Here is a 19,004-nt window from a genome sequence, read left to right as displayed (position 1 = left end):
ACGACTGGCCGCCGTCAACGTTGCCCCACTATTTAAAGAAGGTTAATTATGAAAAAGACATTACTTGCTCTGGCATTACTGGGTGCCTCTTCAACCGCGATGGCGGATTCATGGATCTATGGCGGTGCGTCAGTAGGTCAATCGGATTATGAAGGCAAACATGGTACGGCTTACTCTGTGCATGCTGGCACAGGTATTCTGCCATTCATTGGTTTAGAAGCGGGTTACGTGAACCACGGTGACTTTGAAATCAATGCAACTCAAGAGCTGTCAGCCTCTTCTCTTTACTTTGCAGTGAAACCAAGCATGGATTTCGGCCCTCTGCACGTTTACGCTAAAGGCGGCCTGCACTCATGGGATAAAGACATCAACGGTGGCAAAATCGATGATGGTATCGACGTGATGTACGGCATCGGTGCCGAATACTTCATCATGGGGCCATTCTCAGTAGGCGCAAGCTACATGAACTACACCATGGATAGCACAGACGTTGGCACGCTCTCATTCAATGCGACGTTCCACTTCTTGTAAGATTTGCTTTAATCGCAATGCTAAAGCCAGCGTCATGCTGGCTTTTTCATGTCTGCTGTTCCAAGTAATGGCATAGCGATGACCTGAATCTGGGAAGGGGCTTTAGGAGAGGGCGCGCCGTGAGTGAGTATCAAAAACAACAATTTCTTCTAGAGATAAGAGAAGGCTTGCGATAGGATCGCCGGCCTTTTTTCGCTTAAGAGTAGGAGTGGGTAGATGTTTATTGGATTTGACTATGGTACGGCCAACTGCTCGGTAGCGAGCATGCAGGATGGCAATCCTGTGCTGATCCCACTTGAAGGTGACAGCCTCTATATTCCTTCGACACTTGCTGCGCCCACGCGTGAGTCGGTATCTGAGCATCTATTTCGCCATCGTCAAATTGCCCCAGCGGATGCACTCGGTGAGCAACTTCTGCGTCGTTCGGTGGCGTCTAATCGTGAAGAAGGCATCGATTTACAGTTTGCTGATGTAGTGTTTGGTCAGGCGGCGCTTGATCTCTACCTCTCCGATCCCCATGAAGTGTATTACGTGAAATCGCCCAAATCCTTTTTGGGGGCGATGGGGCTACACGACATTCAACTGAGCTTTTTTGAAGATCTGGTTTGCGCCATGATGGCCAACATCAAAGCGCAAGCAGAAGCTCGTTCTAATGCAGTGATTCAGGATGCGGTCATTGGTCGCCCGGTCAATTTTCATGGTCGAGGCGGGGAAGACTCTAACCAGCAAGCGGAAAAGATTCTGCGCCGTGCGGCCACTCGCGCTGGTTTTCGTCATCTTGAGTTTCAGTTTGAGCCTGTCGCTGCTGGGCTAGAATACGAAGCCACACTGACCGAAGACAAAACAGTGTTAGTGGTGGATATTGGCGGCGGTACCACCGACTGCTCACTTATTCAAATGGGGCCATCATGGCGCGGCAAAGCGGATCGCACGCAAAGTCTGATTGCGCATACAGGTCAGCGCGTAGGCGGTAACGATCTCGATATTCATCTCGCTTTCAAAGCCCTGATGACGCCCTTTGGTTTTGGCAGTCAAACGCAAAGCGGACTAGACATGCCGATCACCCAATTTTGGAATCCGATTGCGATTAACGATGTGAGTGCGCAAGCCAAATTCTTTTCCCGTGAAAATTTGGCCGATTTAAAACGTCTGCACAAAGAGGCGCGTGAGCCGGAAAAACTGGCGCGACTTCTGGCGGTCTATCACGATACTTTGGGTTACAGCCTTGTCAAAAAAGCCGAAGAGGCGAAGATTGCGCTCTCTGACACGGCGCGAGCGATTGCGCAAATCAAAGTGCTATCCGAACTGCTAGAAGTTGAAATTCAACGCGAAGCGATGATCGAAGCAATTGACGTGCCCAAGACCAAAATGATTGAGTTGGTGACAGAAGCGGTGACGCTCGGCGGCGTGACGCCGGATGTGATCTTTATGACCGGCGGTAGCGCACGTTCACCGATTTTACGGGCTGGTGTTGAGCAAGCTCTGCCTAACGTGCCTATCGTCAGTGGTAACTACTTTGGTTCGGTTACGGCGGGTCTGGCGCGCTGGGCACAGGTCTGTTTTCGCTGATGATCTTAAGCCTTCTTCGGAAGGCTTTTTTGTGTGGCGAATATATTGAAAGCAAGGCGTTTGGCTATCTGCGCAGAATTGCGTAACATGGTGCATCTTTTCTATTGCTTGGTACGCAACAACCATGACTAAGACTCGCATTCTGCTCTCTGACTCCACGGACCCTTGGTTTAACCTTGCCGTCGAAGACACGATTTTTCGTTCTATGCCCGCCGATCAGCGTGTGCTTTTTTTGTGGCGTAACGCCGATACCGTCGTGATTGGTCGTGCGCAAAACCCGTGGCGCGAATGCAAAACGGATCGTATGGAGCAGGACAAAGTGAAACTCGCACGTCGTCAGACTGGGGGCGGGGCAGTTTTCCATGATTTGGGCAATACCAACTTCACCTTTATGGCGGGTAAACCGGAGTACGATAAAGAGGTCTCAACCAAGATTGTGTTGGCGGGGCTGCAAAAGTTGGGGATTCATGGGGTCGCCAACGGGCGCAATGATCTGGTACTAGAAGATGAACAGGGTATTCGTAAGTTTTCCGGTTCTGCTTATCGCGAAACGCTGGATCGCGGATTTCACCACGGCACGCTGCTGCTGAGTGCCGATCTCAACCGTTTAGCCGATTACCTCAATCCCGATCTTAAAAAGCTGCAAGCGAAAGGCATTACCTCGGTGAGATCGCGAGTTATCAACCTCAACACGGTAAAAGCGGATATTGAGCACCAACAAGTGTGTGAAGCGATCATGCAAGCTTATTGCGAATATTACCAACAGCAGGTTGAGCCTGAGTTGATCTCGCCGCAGTCGTTTTTTGATTTGCCGGGATTTGAGCAAAAATTCGCTCAGCAAAGCAGTTGGGATTGGAACTTCGGACAAACGCCACCTTTTACTCACCACATGGATGAACGATTTAGCTGGGGTGGCGTCGAGGTGTATCTTGAAGTTGAGCGCGGCACGATTGTGCAAGCCACGATTTTCAGCGACATGCTGGACCCTTATCCGATGGAGCAATTGGCGCTGCGTTTAAGCGGGCTCACCTACAACAAAACGGCGCTTGAACCGTGCCTTTCACAATTGATGCAGGAATTGCCACAATACCAATTGCCTCTAGAAGAGTTTCAGCGCTGGTTCATCGACCAGATTGATTGAGCCTCACCTGTACGTTTTTGTAACCGCGCTCCTGCTTATCATTTCCTATTCTCGATTCCCTCCTCACTCAGAGGAGGGGCTCACCAAGCGTATTCACAAAGTATGTTGCCCTGATTTCTTTATTGTTCTCTTTTGCTCTCTTATTATTCCCAAACCCTGACAAGCGGTGAGCCAATCAGACGCAACGTTCGTATATCTTCAAATTGAATAACTGATGTGATGCCGGGTTTAGGGTGAGTTCGCATAAAAAAGCCTATTTGGCGCAGAAAATATGTCCTGTCTGTCAGAGACCTTTTGCTTGGCGTAAAAAATGGCAGCAGTGTTGGGATGAAGTCAAATATTGTTCGGAGCGCTGTCGGCGTCATCGTTCATCGCAGTCGCTTGGTGCTGTTAAGGTTGATGCCAATAACTGAATGCGACACGTGACCAGTGCGTCATGATGTAATCAATCAGGGCTTGAGTGCGCTCAGGTAAAAAACGGCGCTGCGGATGGAGCAAATACACATCTGCGCCTTCAATTTCCCACTCGGGGAGCAGCTCTATGAGCTGACCGCTACGCAGGAGTGGCTCCATTAATCCTCTTGGTAAGCGGGCGATGCCCATGCCTTGCAAGGTGGCTTGCACTATCGTGTCCAGTTCGTCGGAGCACAAACGCGCCGTCGGAATAAATTGCACTTTTTGCGCAACGCTGTGGTGATGAAAAATCCACGGCAGCTTATGGTTGAGACTGAGTAGGGGATGCTCTTTTAACTGCTCGGGATGCGCTAAGGCAGGCGTTACTGTGCTGAGTTTGGCAGCAAGCTCAGCACTGGCACAGAGTACGGAAGGGTTACGCGCCAGTTTACGCGCCACCCAGTCGGATTCCGGCTGTGGGCCAAAACGCAGCGCGATATCCAGATCCCGCTGGCTGAAATAGTCGAGCCCTGAGCCAACTTGCATGCGCAATGTGACATTCGGATGCAGCTCGGCAAATTCCAGCGCCAAAGGGGTTAATTGGTGGCGCAGAGGTAACACGGGTGCACTTATCGCGATTTCGCCGCGGTAATCTCGTTTCGCTTGCTCGACCTCTTCTTGTTTGCGCTCAATTTGGGCAAACAGCTCGGCGTAGCTGTGAAATAGCTGTTCACCTTCTTTGGTCAGTACCAACTCTTTACTGTTGCGGATCAGTAAAATGCTGCCCGTATCTTGTTCAAGTTGCTGAATACGGCGGCTCAATGTGCTGGTGGACATCGATTTCTGTTTCGCTGCTAGCGCAAAACTGCCGCAACGCACCACGGTTAAAAACAGCGCCAAATCATCAAGTTTCATGATTAATCCCATTTTTGCAATTTCGCGTCCCATTCTATCCTATTTTCGGATGGCTGTGATTTGGTTATCTTGTGCCACAACAAATACATTCCCTTTGACTTTATCTTGAAAGAGAGCTCATGCATTCCGATCCTATTCCCGCTGCCAATGCCCCTCATCCGCGAATTATTTTTGCTAGCGTTGCGCTAGTGATTGCCCTTGGTTCACTAGAAAAAAGCATAGTGACCACACCGCTGGCCTTGATTGGGCAAGATCTCTCGGCGGGAAGCGCCTTAACTTGGGTGATCACCGCCTACTTACTCGCCGCCACAGCCGTATTGCCTGTGTATGGCAAATTGAGCGATCTGTTTGGGCGTGTACGCATGCTCAATATCAGCATCGGTATTTTTATTGTTGGCTCAGCGATGTGTACTTTTGCCGTTGACTTACCAACCTTGATAGGGGCGCGAGTGGTGCAGGGAATTGGCGGCGGCGGTTTGATTGCTTTGGCGTTCACCGTGATTGCCGATTCCATTCCGGCGCGTGAAGTCGGCAAATACCAAGGCTATATCTCGGCAGTGTATGCGGTTTCCAGTGTCGCGGGCCCTTTGCTTGGCGGCTATTTTGCTGACCATCTCAGTTGGCGCTGGGTGTTTGGCATTAATTTACCGCTGGGAATGGTGGCTCTGTATATGGTCAACCGCCATCTTAAACACCTTAACCAAAAACGCCACAGCCGATTTGACTGGCTGGGCGCTGGGCTTTTAATGCTCACCACAACTTTGCTGCTGCTTCAGCTTTCCTCACACTCCTTTTTGCCTGCGGGGTGGGGAGCCTTTGCTCTGTTACTCTGCTTGGTGCTGTTAATCCTTGTGGAAAGACAGGTGAGTGACCCGATTTTGCCTGCGCGTTTGGCACGCTTACCCAGTTACCTGACCGCGATTGGTCTTATCATGGCCTCACAAATGTTGATGTTCGCGCTTTTGGTTTATATGCCGCTGCAATTGCAGTGGCAGAAAGGCTTTTCACCGTCGCAAAGTGGCACCGTGATGGTGATTTTCATGTTCAGTATCACCATCGGGGCTTATCTTGGTGGCAAATGGGTGGCTCGCTCAGGGCGATACAAAGCGCTGGTGGTGAGCGGTTTTCTGCTTGCTGCGCTCGCCATCTGGCAGATTCACTACGATTTGTGGGTTCATCTCTCGCTAGGTATTGGCGGCCTTGGGCTTGGTTTTACTCTGCCTTCTCTTAATGTGGTGGTACAGAGTGTGTTGCCTGCCCGTGATCGGGGGATTGGCATGTCACTGTTTAACTTTGGCCGTGAGCTTGGTGGTGCGCTTGGGGTGGCGTTCTGTTCTGCGCTGTTTTATCTGCGTGTGCCGCAAAGTGTTACCGTGAGTGAGCATGGCAGCCAAGCCTCATCAGTAACGCCTGACGTGCTCGCCCAAGGTTTTAGTTTGGTGTACATCGGCATGAGCGTGCTGGCGGTTGTAGCGATGGTACTGACCGCTTGGCGTCTACGTAAAGATGCGCTGAAAGGGCACTAGCCTCTCTCTGTGTTCAATAGAAAATAAGGTGATAAATAGAAAACGCGGTAATAGGCAGAAAGTGAGGTAATAGAAAGCGAGGCGATAGATAGAACACGGGAGCGATCTTTTCCTCTTCTGTCGCGTACAAGCGGCAGAGAAAACAAGGAAAGAGTATGGAAAAGATCAATCTGGTGTGGCTCAAGCGTGACCTAAGGCTGACCGATCACGCGCCATTACAAGCGGCGTTAACTTCGGGGCGACCGACGTTACTACTCTATCTGTTTGAGCCAATGCTGCTTGGCGATGCGCATTACAGCGAACGACACTGGCGCTTTGTGTGGCAATCATTGCAAGCCATCAATCGTGATTTGGCGCAGAGCAAAGGGGAGGTGTTGATCGTCACATCCGATTGGCAAACCTGCTTTGCACGTATTGCTGAGCGCTACGCCATTGAGGCGATTTATTCTCATCAAGAAGTCGGTTTAGCCTGCACTTTTCAGCGCGATCTTGCGCTGGCACAGTGGTGCCAGCAACACGACATCGTCTGGCATGAATTTCCTTATGCTGCCGTGATCCGCGGGGCGCAAACCCGAAAAAATTGGGATGAACATTGGCAGCAAGTAATGCGCTCCCCTTGCTGCGATCCTGATTTAACACGCGCCAATTGGCTGAAGCTGGATGCCGCAACGCTTGGTTTGCGCAGCGATATCCCTGCCACATGGCAGAGTAAACAAGCGGGCATGCAAACTGGTGGCAGTGATATGGCGTGGGCGACGCTGGAGGATTTTTTCGTGCGTCGAGGGCGAGAGTATTACCGCTCCATCTCAAGTCCGAGCTTAGCGCGCCACGCGTGCTCGCGGATGTCGCCTTATCTTGCGTGGGGAAATATCTCACTGCGGGAGATGTATCAAACTTTGCTCAAACACTGGTCGGTAGCGGGATTTCGCCGCAGCCTGATTGCGCTTTCATCACGTCTGCATTGGCACTGTCACTTTATCCAAAAATTTGAATCAGAATGTGAGATGGAGTTTCGCTGCGTCAACCGCGCTTATGATTCACTCTTGCAGCAATCAAGCGATGCCCCCGCCGCGCAGTTAGCGGCTTGGCAAACTGGGCACACCGGCATTCCACTGGTCGATGCCTGTATGCGCTGCTTAATTCAAACCGGATACCTCAACTTTCGTATGCGCGCGATGTTGGTGAGCGTGTTAACTCATCATATGAATGTCGATTGGCGAGCGGGCGTGACTTATTTGGCGCAACTGTTCCTCGATTTTGAACCGGGCATTCATTATCCGCAGTTTCAAATGCAAGCAGGGGTCACGGGTACCAATACTATCCGCATTTATAACCCGACCAAGCAAGCACAAGAGCATGACAGTGAAGGGCAGTTTATTCACAAATGGGTGCCAGAGTTGGCGCAAGTGCCTGTACCGCTGCTCTTTGAACCCTGGCTGATGACACCGCTTGAAGCGCAGATGTATCAAGTACCGCTTGAGAGCCCTTACCTCAAGCCGGTGATGGATTTGGAAGCCAGTGCCAAGCAAGCGCGGGATCGCTTATGGCAATGGCAGAAACTGCCTGCGGTACAAGCCGAAGCGATGCGTATCCTCGCGCGCCATGTGCGGCAAGCTAAACCGAGAACTTCGCCGCGACAACCCAACAAGCGTCAACCGGAGATGGATTAACACGGCTTTGCGAGTTTTGCATCGCGCCAAGCCAAGCTAGCCAAGACCCGTAAGCTTTGCTAGTCTTAGCGGCACATCAGGAAGTGAGGACGACCTCACCGCTCCATCTTTTCTTCGGGGACGACCCCATATATGAGGTGTATATATGGCGTGGTTAATCCTCTTTCTCGCCGGTATTTGTGAAATCGCTTGGGCTATTGGCCTCAAATACAGTGAAGGTTTTAGCAAACCGCTGGCTTCTGTCGCTACCTTATCGGCGCTGGTCATTAGTTTTGTGTTACTCGGGATCGCGTTGCGCACTCTGCCTCTTGGCGTGGCTTACGGCATTTGGGTGGGAATTGGCGCAGTAGGAACGGCACTGGCTGCCGCATTTTTGTTTGGCGAAACCTTAACCTTGATTAAGCTGATCAGTCTATTTCTGATCATCGCGGGTATTGCTGGACTCAAAATGAGTGCTTAACGGCAGAAGTTAGTATAAAGCCAGAGCCGTGAGTTTCGGCTCTGGCTAGTTAGGCTAGAACAGCTCAATTTTCGGTAATGGATTTGAAGTGGATAACGTCGATTGCTTTGTGCTGTTCATATCTGAATCGCGATAGTTACAGTGTCTTTCAAAGTCGTGCCTATACTCCAATGACAGGCGGCGCAGGGTTTCTGTGTATTCTAGTTCCCGATGGCGCAGATCATTGAGGCGCATACCGTTAAAGACATCACCCACCAATAAGTGTTTTTCACGCATTAAAGCTTCGATGCTATCGAGCTTTTGACGGACGATGTCTTGGAACTGAGTACAGGCCATACTACCGCTGATATTTTTCTCAAGATCATTGTTGTACAACATGATTTGGGTGATTTGTCGTTCGCTTAATTCACGAACAGAAGAGAAACTTTGTCTTAAGCTTTGTACGGACTCAATCATCATATCAGCTTTGATGTTTTGCTCGCTGCTCTCTTTATTGGCGACTTCAAAACGTTGAGTCACTTCTGCACGAAGGCTTTCTATTTCTTCGCTAATTTGTGAGGCTGCCTCACCAGCTCTCTGAGCAAGATGTCGCACTTCATCTGCGACAACGGCAAAGCCACGTCCCATTTCACCACTGCGAGCTGCTTCGATAGCGGCATTCAAGGCGAGTAGATTGGTCTCATTAGCAATTTTTGAAATGACTTCGGTGATCTCGTTAAGTCCCATTACTCGGTTTAATACATCATTAACCTGTTTGCGCTCTGTTTGGATATTGCTCATCAGGCTGCGAGTACTATCGGCTAGATTTGAGATAACTAAGGTGTGTTCATCCAAGCTCGATACCATATTTTGTGAATCGAACTCCATGTCTTTGAGGTAGTGAGTAAAATTAGCGGCTGCGTGATCCAATGAGCAAATGTGATTGAGAATATCCTCAGTGGCTTTTTGTGCATCAGAATTTACGTTCTCAATATGATCCGCGACTAAGCCATTGAGATCGCGATATTCATCGATCCAATCGCAAATGGCAGAAACGGTTTCTTTTTGTTTCATGGTTTCTTGTTCATGGATTTGTTGTAGGAAACGCACAAAAAGATTGCCCTGAGAGAAAACCAAAGCGGTCATCGTTAAGATAAGTGCGGTTATCGCAAACGGTAGATAAAACCATTGCGGAGTCCAGTGTCGAACCAGTTCTAAGCCCAACAGAAGCACTGTGCAGCTTAGAGTGATAGTGAAGAAAAGATAGCGTTTTTTATTATTCTCTAGCCGTTCAAATAGGTAACGAATCATAACGACCTCACGAAATACTACCTGGGAGAACTTGTTGAATCACGGCTTTCAATTGATCTCCGGTTACGGGCTTAACTAAATAACCTGTTGCACCTTTGGCGCGAGCCTCATTGCGTTTGGCTTGTTCTTGTTCTGTAGTGAGCACTAAAATTGGGGTAAAGCGATATGAAGCAATCGCACGAATTTTGCTAATCAACTCAATACCATCCATACGAGGCATATTGATGTCGGTAATGATGAGGTTGACTTTTAGACCACCTTTGAGTCGAGTTTCTGCTTCAACGCCATCTTTTGCTTTCTCGACTTGGAAACCCAGTTTAGAGAGCATGGCATCGACACTCATAAGAACAGTACTAGAGTCATCAACAATCAGAATGCTTTTAGACATTATTATTTTCTCCTTTTCCGATGATGTTGGCCGCCGATAACCAAACTTTAAGTTCGGGATCATTGGGCAACACAGTCACGCGAGGCTTCTCAAACATTAGTGCTTGTAATACCGCTGAGTGCACATGTTTGCAGTGCTTTAAATTAACACTAGACCCTGGTGTCGATTCCATCCATGTTAATAATGTTTCTGCCTCTTCAACACCGACGTGATCGACTAAATAGGCCACTCGGTTTTTATATTCAACGGGCATGTTTTACTACCTCCTCAGTATCGAGCACTAAAAGGACACGCCCATCTCCCATAATGGCGGCACCACGGTAGATGGAGAATGTGGCCAAAGCACCCTCAAGAGGTTTGATGATGACATCTTGTCCCTCTTGTAATCGATCTACGGCAAGTCCCAATACATCATCACCCACACGGACAACAAGAATAGGTTGGATGTCGGGATAAATTTGGGCAGAGTTCATCTCAAACGCACGCTTGAGATACAAAATAGGCACAGTTTCACCGCGTAAAATGAACGTATCGAGATTTTTTACACGGCGAATGTCTTTGTGTCGGGAAATTTTTAACGTTTGGATAACCGACTCAATGGGAATAGCAAAGGACTGCTGCTCAAGTTCAAACATCATGACGCGTGAAATGGTCATAGAAAGTGGCAGGATCATGGTAATTTCACTGCCTTTCCCCGGCTCTGAGGAGAGTGTGAGAGTGCCGCCGTTGCGTTCAATAGCCGTACGAACTGCATCCATACCCACACCGCGTCCTGAGAGATCACTGACTTGTTCAACCGTTGAAAAGCCGGGTTCAAAGATCAAGTGAATAATCTCTTGTTGGCTCATCCGCTCAAGTTTGCTCGCTTCCACTAACCCGCGTTCCAAAGCTTTGGTTTTGACACGTTCGACATCAACGCCTTTACCATCATCACTCATCTTGATGATGACAGAATCATCAAGAGTAAAAGCGCTTAGAGTAATTTTTCCTGTTGGATTCTTCCCTTGTTCGCGACGTATGTCGGGTGATTCTATTCCGTGATCGAGGGCATTACGGATCAGATGCACTAAAGGTTCGGAGAGATCTTCAACAATACTTTTATCTGCCTCAGTGTCTTCACCTTCGATGATCAGATCGACTTGTTTACCCAGTTTGCGTGAGATATCGCGGATCAAGCGTGGGTAGCGTTGAAAAACGGTCGCAAGTGGTACCATGCGGACCTGCATCACAACAGACTGTAGGTCTTCAGCAAGACGCGATATCACACTCTGTTCTGCTTTAATATCTTGTGCAAGTTTACGAACACCAAACTCATTTTCTGCACGATAGGCGAGATATTGCATCGAGTTTTTCGCAACAATCAGCTCACCGACCAAATCCATCAATAAATCGACTTTTTCCTGATCCACCTTCAGTGTTTTTATCTGTTTTTTCTTCACCTTGTCTAACTGCTCGTTAACCGTGATAGCGGAGGGTTGAGCAGGTTCATTTTCGCATTTATCGATGATGGCGGTTCGATGAGCAAAAGAGAGTAAAATGTTATCAAACAAGGTGATAAGTTCATCGGCCGAGACAGATTCTGGCAAGGGAGCAGGGCGATCACTGATTTGTTGGCTCAGGGCACAGTAGAGATTTTTAATCGATAAGAAGGTACCAGCACGTACGGATTCCGAAACTTGTTCTTCTCTAAGCAACGCGATTTGTTGTTTAACAATTCGCTCGACATATTGTGTGCGCTGATCAATCGGTGCTGTGGGTAGGTTGTCCGATTGAATGCGGTAAAGGCGGTATTGGCCTTCTATCGGAGCAAGTTGCTGCTCTAGGTCTTTTTTCGCTGATTGAGTCAGCAGCAGAAACTGCATTTGAGCCTGATAGGTATCGAAAGGCTCAGAATCTGGGATGAGCACCACTTTACGCCAAGAGACCTTTTCAACACTACGCATCCAAGCCAATGGGTCGTCCCCAGAGAAAAAGCACTGTTTATCGGGGGTATAAATCAAGAGTAAAGCATCGGGATATTCCAAAAGCGCTTCTACATCGTTGAAGCAATCTCGTCCTAATAGCTCCGTTAATTCACTGATGGAGAGGGTGGCCGTCTCTTCTTGCGCCGCTACGGCAGAGATAGGCGTGTGTGTTGGCGCGGCTTGAGTTAAAGGCGCTAACTGAGCAATCATCTGTTTACTGATCGATACCGCCTCTGCTGAGAGCTCTTGGTGTTGTTCTAATTCTTCAATCCATAAGAGAAATTGATCGCAGCAGCCCAACATCAGGTCAAGCATTGTACCGTTTAAAGCCACATGTCCATCACGCACTTTTTGCATCAAATCTTCCATTCGATGCGCTAATTGGGTGAAAGGCGCAATATTATCGAGAATACCTGAGGCTCCCTTTACGGTATGTATTTCTCGGAATAACTCGTTAATGATGGCTTTGTCATCGGGATTCGCTTCTAACGCAAGTAGACCTCGTGCCGCGGATTCAATTAAATCTCGGCTCTCGATGATGAAGTTTTGCATTATTGGGTTCATTTCAACCCCCCAAGCATCAAGGTAACAGTTTGTTGTAATTCTTCAGGATTCACAGGTTTCACCATATACAAGTTCGCTCCCATATGAATACCTTGTTGTCTATCGCTTTCTTGGGATTCGGTTGAGATCATGACAGTCGGAATGCCCGCCAGCTCAGGGCGACAACGTATTTCCCTAACGAGAGTAAAGCCATCCATCTTGGGCATATTGATATCCACCAGAAATAGGTCCACGGGCATTTCTAGCGCTCGTTCTAAGGCTTCAACACCATTACTGGCTTCTAAAATGAATATTCCGATCTCTTCGAGTAAAGCTTTGTGATACATACGCACCGTAGAAGCGTCATCAACGACCATTACTTTTTTCATCACTTTTTCCCCTTGTGCGGTTTGTAGTATCCCGTTGATTTACGAAAGCGTTTTACATGAAAAATTGAGGATATACGGCTCATCGACTCTGAGTGGCCGAGGAAGAGAACACCACCGGGATTGAGTTGCTCGTAAAAAGATTCCACTGCGTTACGGCGCGAAATATCATCAAAATAAATCAACAGATTTCGGCAAAAAATAACATCCATAGCGCCTAATTTTTGAACTTCTGCTCGGTTGTTGAGGTTAGTTTGAGTAAAACGTACCGATTGACGAATATCGTCAATTAATTGGTAACTGCCATCAGCCCGTAAGCTGAAATATTTGTTGAGAGAACTATTGGGTAAATTTTTAACAGAACGAGCACTGAAAATACCTTGTGCTGCTTTTTGTAAAATGCCGGTATCAATATCTGAGGCGATAATTTCAATATCGACCTGTTCTAGCTTTGGCCAATGTTCCAGTAAAAACAGCACAATTGAATAGGGCTCTTCGCCACTAGAACAGGGCATAGACCATATGCGTATTAGCTCACCTGGCCTATGGCGTACGATGTCATCCAAAACCTCTTCAACCAAGGACTCCAACTGACTAATCTCGCGGAAAAAATAGGTTTCATTGACGGTGAGTGCGTTGATAACGGCTTGCAGCTCTTCTCCGCTGGCTTGAAAGCGTAGATAAGTAAAATAACCACGAAAACTTTGGTGTTCGGTTAATTCAATGCGCTGTAATAAGCGTTTATCAACAAAATAACGTTTGCTGTTCTCAAAAAAAATGCCTGTTTTTTGATAAAAATAATCACGGAATCGGCAGAAGTCAGTATCGGTAATGACAATCTCATTCATAATGCTGACCTTAGGTATTTAACCGTTTGATAGCCACATCACAGGCAAAAACGAGATAGGGTACATGAGAAAATCGTTGCTTGACCTCCCCCAATATCGTCGAGAAGTTAGGGTCGGAGAGCTGAGCGACTCTGTCGATCGCTGTACCAATCACATTAATGTGTTCTTCGTGCTGGAGGACTTGCATTAACCATTCTGGCACCGATTGATGAGGTAAAAGCCCGATAATATCGATAGCAAAGATCCGAACATCAGGATCTTGATGGTTCAGTAAATCCTGAATGTGCCTTTCCAGCTGTTGCGGGCTATGTTGTAAAATCTCAATCGCTTGATTACGTAAATAGGGAGCTTCTGAATCGAGCAGGGGGATCAAACGAGTCGTGATTTCATCATTGTTTCGGATGGCTAACAGTGAGAAAACAGCATCACTGCAAGGGTTTTGTTCTGTATCGCGATCGAGCAAAGTAAATAAAGCCGCTTGATGTTGTTGAAACTCAACTGAGTCCGCAGCTTCCAACTGATGAATCGCACGTAAAATTTGCTCGAGGTCATCACCTTGTAGAGCTTCCATCAGCGCTTCTGCGCTCAGCACATCGATCTGCTCGGGAGTAGAAGGTATCTCAATATTTGGGTTGTCTGTAGCAGCGCTGCGTTTAATGATTGCCATAGTGAAGCTCCCTACTGGACTGTCTCACCACTTCGGTCATCAGATAAGCTAAGTGCTCTGGAGTTCCTGTTGGAATATGGGGTACACGTTTAAGTAATGCTTCCGGCATACTGGGGACTACGCAGGTTGTGGGTTCTTGGGCAAAAACAATACCGTTTCCTTGAGCAACCTGAGCCATTTCATTGGCACCGTCGTCGCCCATTCCCGTGAGCATGACGCACAATAAGTTATCTTCTCCACAAGTGCGTATGGCGCTGGCAACCAGTTTGGAGACGCTGGGATGCCATGAAAAATGGCTATCATTTGGCGTGGGCATGGCAGCCAATTTACCATCACGTAGCGTGACAATGCAGTCTCGGTCACCCTTGCAAACATAAACGGTACCAGCCTCAAGCACTAAAGCACGGTTAATCTCTTTCACGGGTTGTTGCAGATGGCGATTAAGCCTTTGTGCAAAGGCGGCAGTGAAGCTCTCTGGCATGTGTTGGTTAACAATAATAGGTAATGAGAAATCGGCGGGCAGATGGCGCAGTATCGTTTCAACAGTGCCGGGCCCTCCTGTCGAAACCCCCATGATCGCAAGCTGGTGGTCTTCATTATTTTCCACCACAGGTGACTTATGTTTGTGCTCTACTTCTGCTGGTGATACCGAAAGCTGCGTGTGAACTTTGACTCTCATTTTCGCTGCCGCGCGAACTTTTTCACGGATCAGTGGTGCGACTTCTTGTAATCGACCGCAGATAGTGCCTCCGGGTTTGGCGACAAAGTCTACCGCACCAAGATAAAGCGCTTCGAGCGTTGTAATGGCACCTTCATGGGTGAGGGATGAGAGCATGACAATTGGCAAGGGACGTTCAACCATGATTTGCGTAAGGCAAGTTAGACCATCCATGTTGGGCATATTGATGTCTAACGTCATCACATCCGGTTGCCATTTCATCACTTTGTCGATGGCATCCATACCATCACGTGCTGTTTTAATCTCGGCATTCGGAATGCTTTGCAATATTTCGCTAATGGTGGTGCGCATTAACGCAGAATCATCGACAACTAAAATTTTCATGTTCCCTCCAGCCTTAAAACTTAGCTATCCATATCGTTTGCAGCCATGTGTAACTTGTACATCTCGGTATTACTGATCAATTGATCGGCGGACAGTACACCTATCATTCGAGGGCTGAGATTGACCATTTGGCGCATTAGTTGTGCTTGCTCTTCGCTCAACACGGGTGCATCTTCCAGCTGGGATTCCGGTATTCTTAATACTTCACTGACGGAATCGACGATAAAACCTGTTGAAATCTTCTCAAAATTCACAACTAAGATACGTTGACGTTCATGGCGTGCCATCTCGGGTAGATGAAAGCGCTTACGCATATCGACGATAGGTAAAACGTTACCGCGTAAATTAATCACTCCTTCGATAAAATCATCGGTTTTAGGAACGCGGCTGATGTTTTCTGGAATACGGATAATTTCTTGTACGGTATGAATGGAGATGCCAAATTCTTCTTTATCCAACTTAAAAATCACCAACTGCATGTCGGTATTGTCATCTTCTAGGATACTTACATCGTCGATCGTCGACATATCAGTTCCTTCCTGTGGGTAAGCTTCGGAGAATTGATCTACGATTTGAGCGTCAAAAAGTTGCTCTACAGAAATAACGCTGAGTGTGCGTCGGCCATCATCAAGATTACAAATGGCCGAAATGTCATTGGCTTGTCCCATTTTACTCATGATTTCTGGAACGCTATCCATCACGTCTACATGCAGACGTATGACTTCGCGTACGGCATCCACAACAACCCCCACGGGAAGCCGCTCTTTCTCTGAGAGGGATATATTCACCACCAAGACACGGTGACTATCACTAAAGCTAATGCTAGGTAATCCAAACAGCGTTCTCAGACTGACCAATGGGAGCGTTTTGCCACGTAAATTGATCACTCCAAGAATGGCGGATTCAGTAAGAGGGACCTTGGTGATAATCTCGGGTATACGCACAATTTCTTGAGTGTCCTCTAGTGGAAAGGCGTATTCTTGCCCATCTACCATGCAGCACACGAGCTGTCGCATGTCTTCATCATCATCTCGTTCTTCATCGATCACATCCCCAAAATGAGACTGAGAAGAGAGGTGGTTAAAACGCTGCGTGCTTAATTCCAATTCTTCTTCGACAGAGTTGTCTAACAAACGATGACAATTCAGTACTTGGATAATCTGGTTATCCGAGTGAATGGTGTTGGTAATTAAGGTTGGATCAATTTTGCCGCCCGCGGTATTGGTCGGCTTTATCATCTCAGGGTCAGGGGTTGCGACATTCACAACACGATCGACGGTGAATCCAATCTTGGTCTTGCCAATTGTAATGACAATCACTCGCGTGGCTTCCGTCGCAGAGGCTCTGTCCATGCACAGTAAAGTCCGTAGACACAGGACGGGAAGAATTTGTCCTCTTAAGTTGGATAACCCAATCAAATAACTGGGTGTGAGTGGTACGGAAAACGTAGTTGGGAGGCGGATAATTTCTTCCACTTCTTGCATGTGTAAAGCAAAAAACTCATCACCCAGCATGAAATTGACATACTGTGTGAGGTTCTCTTCATGCTCAAGCTCGTTGTCTACAAGGGCTTCACTGGTCATAGTTCACCTCAATCAGATTGATTGAAGTTCATCGGCAACGGCGGCAATATTTTCAATTGCGGATGCCAGCTCCGAAGTACTTGAGCTTTGCTGACGAGCCGCAGTAGCGGCTTCACCCGTTGCATGAGAGGATTCTTCGGCTGCAGTGGCTATTTGTTGCATTCCCGCGCGTGCATCAGCAATCGAACGCTCGATGCCCTCGGCACTTTCAGAAATACGTTTACTTCCTAACACCACATCACTCATCCTAGAGCGAACATTATCCAGTTGTTTGATGGTCAGAGCTGCTTTTTGAGCCTCTTCCATCACTGTCGAAAGGATGTCAGCTAAATCTTTACGAACAATGTTGATTTGCTCTTGGATATTCTTAACTTGATCTTTGATTTGTTCAGCGTTTTCAGCAGCATCGTTGGCGAGGTTTTGAATATCGGTAGAAACAACAGCAAAACCTTTTCCATATTCACCTGCGCGTGCTGCCTCGACAGCACCATTCACAGCCAACATGGCGGTTTGAATGGAGACATTGGAAATACCATCGACGATTTTATCGATCTGTCGCGAAATACGTTCAATATTCGCCATTTCATTCAGGTTTTCCGTTGCAGCTTTGGTAGATTCCGTAATGGCTAATATCATCTCGTCAACAGTAGTTTTGTTTTCTTCTATACCTGTCAACATTTTCTCGCAAGCTTTCAGGCTGCTTTCTGCGCGTTCTTTACCAAGGCGAGCTCCTTGTTCTATCTGCGTTAAGCTAGTGATCCCGGTTTCAACCGACTTGGCCATATGTTGTGCACCAGAGCTGATCTGGTTGAGAGCACCCATAATTTCATTCGATGAGCGGTTGATCTCTTCAATGCCAGCAGAGAGCTCTTCGGCAGCGGCAGCGACTTCTTCAGATGATTTAACGATATCGGTGGATGTGCGTAGCTCATCGGTTAATTCATCAAGTGACTGAGCTGCTGTGACAGCACCATCAAGCGCGATTTGTTGTTGATCTAGACTTTTTAAGCTCTCTTCACAGGCGGCCGACTGTTCTTGAGCGGCTTGTGAGACAGATTCGGAACCTTTTAAGGCAATAACTGCTGCAGAAGACATCTCATCCGCAGCTTTCAATAACACTTCTGAATCTTTCACTAAATCAACCATTTCATTGCGAATGAGCGTAAGTTGTTTATTGACGACATGGCCTTTCTGAACTTCACTTTCTGCTTTTTGAGAGCTTGATTTCACTCCGTTTGAAACCATTTCCGCACCGTTAGAAATGTCCTTGATGAGACTTTCAATGTTGGCCGCATTTTTTTCGGCCTTCTCAGCTAAGGTTCTAACTGTATCGGCCACCACCGCAAACCCTTTCCCATGTTTACCTGCACGACCCGCTTCAATCGCCGCATTCAACGCCAATAAGTTAGTTTGATCCGCGATATGTATGACTTGTTTCACTGCATCATTAATTTTGGCTGCTTGTTCGGAAAGTTCGATCATTCGTTTGACCGAATCGTTTTGTCGTTCTGAAGAGGTTTGGACGTTCGATACCATCTCATTGATTTTATTAGCCACATCAACAATATCTTGTTCGAGTTTAGTCAAAATTTGCTTAGATTGAGTGGCATAGGTGGCTTGTTCATTGATGAAGTTATTCATCTGTGATACCGCCGTTTCACTTTGTTTTGTAGCCGATGAAGATTCTTCCGCACCCACCGCAATCTGTTCCATAGAGCTACGTAGTTGAGTCATGGCAGAAGAACTTTCTTCTAATCCAGCCAATAATTCTGCTGTAGCAGAAGCCACTCGTTCGGCAGCTTGTTGTTTTCTGGCTAATGTTCTTGCTTGGCGACGCAAATCATCAGCTTCTTTTTTGGGGGCATTAGCCGAAGTGCTATGGTTGCTCGGACTAAATGATGAGCTAGCACTGGTAGTGATATGTTTCTTGAGCGCCATGGAAAACCTCGTTGTTTGCCATTGATGTAACAGATGTAATCCATCTCCAAAATGAGATATTCATCCAAGATGTTAGATCAGTATAGACAATGATTTAAATTTTCCAGTTTCAAACTAATTAAATTTAAA

Annotated in this window: 18 protein-coding genes; 7 read left to right on the top strand and 11 right to left on the bottom strand. The window is 47.4% G+C overall.

Going from position 1 to position 19,004, the window contains the following annotated elements:
- Positions 1–48: 48 nt before the first annotated feature.
- The 4 genes from F0316_RS07220 (at position 49) to F0316_RS07205 (ending at position 3,654) form a co-directional block, all read left to right on the top strand.
- Positions 49–531: an outer membrane beta-barrel protein gene (locus F0316_RS07220; RefSeq protein WP_000751962.1), complete on the top strand. Its 483-nt coding sequence runs from the start codon at positions 49–51 to the stop codon at positions 529–531.
- Between the two features lie 216 nt (positions 532–747).
- On the top strand, positions 748–2,100 hold the full coding sequence (gene yegD / locus F0316_RS07215; RefSeq protein WP_000469656.1) for a molecular chaperone: 1,353 nt from the start codon (positions 748–750) through the stop codon (positions 2,098–2,100).
- 124 nt (positions 2,101–2,224) lie between these two features.
- Positions 2,225–3,241 (top strand): lipoate--protein ligase A, encoded by a 1,017-nt coding sequence (locus F0316_RS07210; protein WP_149560358.1) that lies wholly within the window; start codon positions 2,225–2,227, stop codon positions 3,239–3,241.
- A gap of 233 nt (positions 3,242–3,474) precedes the next feature.
- On the top strand, positions 3,475–3,654 hold the full coding sequence (locus F0316_RS07205; RefSeq protein ID WP_032468907.1) for a DUF2256 domain-containing protein: 180 nt from the start codon (positions 3,475–3,477) through the stop codon (positions 3,652–3,654).
- Here F0316_RS07205 and F0316_RS07200 read toward each other — a convergent pair.
- Positions 3,632–4,582, bottom strand: a complete 951-nt coding sequence (locus F0316_RS07200) for a LysR family transcriptional regulator (RefSeq protein WP_001891726.1) — start codon at positions 4,580–4,582, stop codon at positions 3,632–3,634. The genes F0316_RS07205 and F0316_RS07200 overlap by 23 nt on opposite strands.
- An 86-nt stretch (positions 4,583–4,668) precedes the next feature.
- Here F0316_RS07200 and F0316_RS07195 point away from each other — a divergent pair, with 86 nt between their 5' ends.
- From F0316_RS07195 to F0316_RS07185, 3 genes are all read left to right on the top strand, one after another.
- Positions 4,669–6,075 (top strand): MDR family MFS transporter, encoded by a 1,407-nt coding sequence (locus F0316_RS07195; protein WP_000555325.1) that lies wholly within the window; start codon positions 4,669–4,671, stop codon positions 6,073–6,075.
- A 155-nt stretch (positions 6,076–6,230) separates the two neighbouring features.
- On the top strand, positions 6,231–7,745 hold the full coding sequence (locus F0316_RS07190; RefSeq protein ID WP_000411507.1) for a cryptochrome/deoxyribodipyrimidine photo-lyase family protein: 1,515 nt from the start codon (positions 6,231–6,233) through the stop codon (positions 7,743–7,745).
- Positions 7,746–7,890: 145 nt separating this feature from the next.
- On the top strand, positions 7,891–8,205 hold the full coding sequence (locus F0316_RS07185; protein WP_000312388.1) for a DMT family transporter: 315 nt from the start codon (positions 7,891–7,893) through the stop codon (positions 8,203–8,205).
- Positions 8,206–8,259: 54 nt separating this feature from the next.
- On the opposite strand, the gene F0316_RS07180 is transcribed toward F0316_RS07185, so the two are convergent.
- From F0316_RS07180 to F0316_RS07135, 10 genes are read right to left on the bottom strand one after another with little or no spacing between them, the layout of a single operon-like run.
- The gene (locus tag F0316_RS07180) at positions 8,260–9,495 is read right to left on the bottom strand and encodes a methyl-accepting chemotaxis protein (RefSeq protein WP_019830140.1); all 1,236 of its coding nucleotides are present in this window, start codon (positions 9,493–9,495) and stop codon (positions 8,260–8,262) included.
- Positions 9,496–9,502: 7 nt separating this feature from the next.
- The gene (locus tag F0316_RS07175) at positions 9,503–9,883 is read right to left on the bottom strand and encodes a response regulator (RefSeq protein ID WP_000045526.1); all 381 of its coding nucleotides are present in this window, start codon (positions 9,881–9,883) and stop codon (positions 9,503–9,505) included.
- A complete protein-coding gene (locus tag F0316_RS07170) occupies positions 9,876–10,136 on the bottom strand; it encodes a hypothetical protein (RefSeq protein WP_001143862.1) in 261 nt (86 codons plus the stop codon). The genes F0316_RS07175 and F0316_RS07170 overlap by 8 nt, the downstream gene beginning before the upstream one ends.
- A complete protein-coding gene (locus F0316_RS07165; protein WP_001178896.1) occupies positions 10,126–12,399 on the bottom strand; it encodes a chemotaxis protein CheA in 2,274 nt (757 codons plus the stop codon). The genes F0316_RS07170 and F0316_RS07165 overlap by 11 nt, the downstream gene beginning before the upstream one ends.
- 8 nt (positions 12,400–12,407) lie before the next feature.
- Positions 12,408–12,779 (bottom strand): response regulator, encoded by a 372-nt coding sequence (locus F0316_RS07160; RefSeq protein WP_000757478.1) that lies wholly within the window; start codon positions 12,777–12,779, stop codon positions 12,408–12,410.
- Positions 12,779–13,624 carry a CheR family methyltransferase gene (locus F0316_RS07155; RefSeq protein WP_001002907.1) on the bottom strand — a complete coding sequence of 282 codons (846 nt, stop codon included), beginning with the start codon at positions 13,622–13,624 and terminating at the stop codon, positions 12,779–12,781. The genes F0316_RS07160 and F0316_RS07155 overlap by 1 nt, the downstream gene beginning before the upstream one ends.
- 10 nt (positions 13,625–13,634) lie before the next feature.
- Positions 13,635–14,291 carry a HEAT repeat domain-containing protein gene (locus F0316_RS07150; RefSeq protein WP_000974697.1) on the bottom strand — a complete coding sequence of 219 codons (657 nt, stop codon included), beginning with the start codon at positions 14,289–14,291 and terminating at the stop codon, positions 13,635–13,637.
- On the bottom strand, positions 14,278–15,354 hold the full coding sequence (gene cheB, locus F0316_RS07145) for a chemotaxis protein CheB (RefSeq protein ID WP_149560357.1): 1,077 nt from the start codon (positions 15,352–15,354) through the stop codon (positions 14,278–14,280). Before cheB ends, F0316_RS07150 begins: the two co-directional genes overlap by 14 nt.
- A gap of 20 nt (positions 15,355–15,374) precedes the next feature.
- Complete coding sequence (locus F0316_RS07140) at positions 15,375–16,937, bottom strand: chemotaxis protein CheW (RefSeq protein ID WP_000200007.1); 1,563 nt, start codon at positions 16,935–16,937, stop codon at positions 15,375–15,377.
- Between the two features lie 12 nt (positions 16,938–16,949).
- Positions 16,950–18,875, bottom strand: a complete 1,926-nt coding sequence (locus F0316_RS07135) for a methyl-accepting chemotaxis protein (RefSeq protein ID WP_001185437.1) — start codon at positions 18,873–18,875, stop codon at positions 16,950–16,952.
- Positions 18,876–19,004: the final 129 nt, after the last annotated feature.

Origin of the sequence: Vibrio cholerae (assembly GCF_008369605.1) — a bacterium.
Lineage (GTDB): Bacteria > Pseudomonadota > Gammaproteobacteria > Enterobacterales > Vibrionaceae > Vibrio > Vibrio cholerae.
Note: the sequence above shows the minus strand (reverse complement) of the source record. Positions and strands in the feature narration are given on the sequence as shown.

Excerpts from the sequence above, each read along its gene's own strand:
- F0316_RS07220 (WP_000751962.1), top strand. The coding sequence starts at position 49 with ATGAAAAAGACATTACTTGCTCTGGCATTACTGGGTGCCTCTTCAACC.
- yegD (WP_000469656.1), top strand. The coding sequence starts at position 748 with ATGTTTATTGGATTTGACTATGGTACGGCCAACTGCTCGGTAGCGAGC.
- F0316_RS07210 (WP_149560358.1), top strand. The coding sequence starts at position 2,225 with ATGACTAAGACTCGCATTCTGCTCTCTGACTCCACGGACCCTTGGTTT.
- F0316_RS07200 (WP_001891726.1), bottom strand. The coding sequence starts at position 4,582 with ATGGGACGCGAAATTGCAAAAATGGGATTAATCATGAAACTTGATGAT.
- F0316_RS07195 (WP_000555325.1), top strand. The coding sequence starts at position 4,669 with ATGCATTCCGATCCTATTCCCGCTGCCAATGCCCCTCATCCGCGAATT.
- F0316_RS07190 (WP_000411507.1), top strand. The coding sequence starts at position 6,231 with ATGGAAAAGATCAATCTGGTGTGGCTCAAGCGTGACCTAAGGCTGACC.
- F0316_RS07185 (WP_000312388.1), top strand. The coding sequence starts at position 7,891 with ATGGCGTGGTTAATCCTCTTTCTCGCCGGTATTTGTGAAATCGCTTGG.
- F0316_RS07180 (WP_019830140.1), bottom strand. The coding sequence starts at position 9,495 with ATGATTCGTTACCTATTTGAACGGCTAGAGAATAATAAAAAACGCTAT.
- F0316_RS07175 (WP_000045526.1), bottom strand. The coding sequence starts at position 9,883 with ATGTCTAAAAGCATTCTGATTGTTGATGACTCTAGTACTGTTCTTATG.
- F0316_RS07170 (WP_001143862.1), bottom strand. The coding sequence starts at position 10,136 with ATGCCCGTTGAATATAAAAACCGAGTGGCCTATTTAGTCGATCACGTC.
- F0316_RS07165 (WP_001178896.1), bottom strand. The coding sequence starts at position 12,399 with ATGCAAAACTTCATCATCGAGAGCCGAGATTTAATTGAATCCGCGGCA.
- F0316_RS07160 (WP_000757478.1), bottom strand. The coding sequence starts at position 12,779 with ATGAAAAAAGTAATGGTCGTTGATGACGCTTCTACGGTGCGTATGTAT.
- F0316_RS07155 (WP_001002907.1), bottom strand. The coding sequence starts at position 13,624 with ATGAATGAGATTGTCATTACCGATACTGACTTCTGCCGATTCCGTGAT.
- F0316_RS07150 (WP_000974697.1), bottom strand. The coding sequence starts at position 14,291 with ATGGCAATCATTAAACGCAGCGCTGCTACAGACAACCCAAATATTGAG.
- cheB (WP_149560357.1), bottom strand. The coding sequence starts at position 15,354 with ATGAAAATTTTAGTTGTCGATGATTCTGCGTTAATGCGCACCACCATT.
- F0316_RS07140 (WP_000200007.1), bottom strand. The coding sequence starts at position 16,937 with ATGACCAGTGAAGCCCTTGTAGACAACGAGCTTGAGCATGAAGAGAAC.
- F0316_RS07135 (WP_001185437.1), bottom strand. The coding sequence starts at position 18,875 with ATGGCGCTCAAGAAACATATCACTACCAGTGCTAGCTCATCATTTAGT.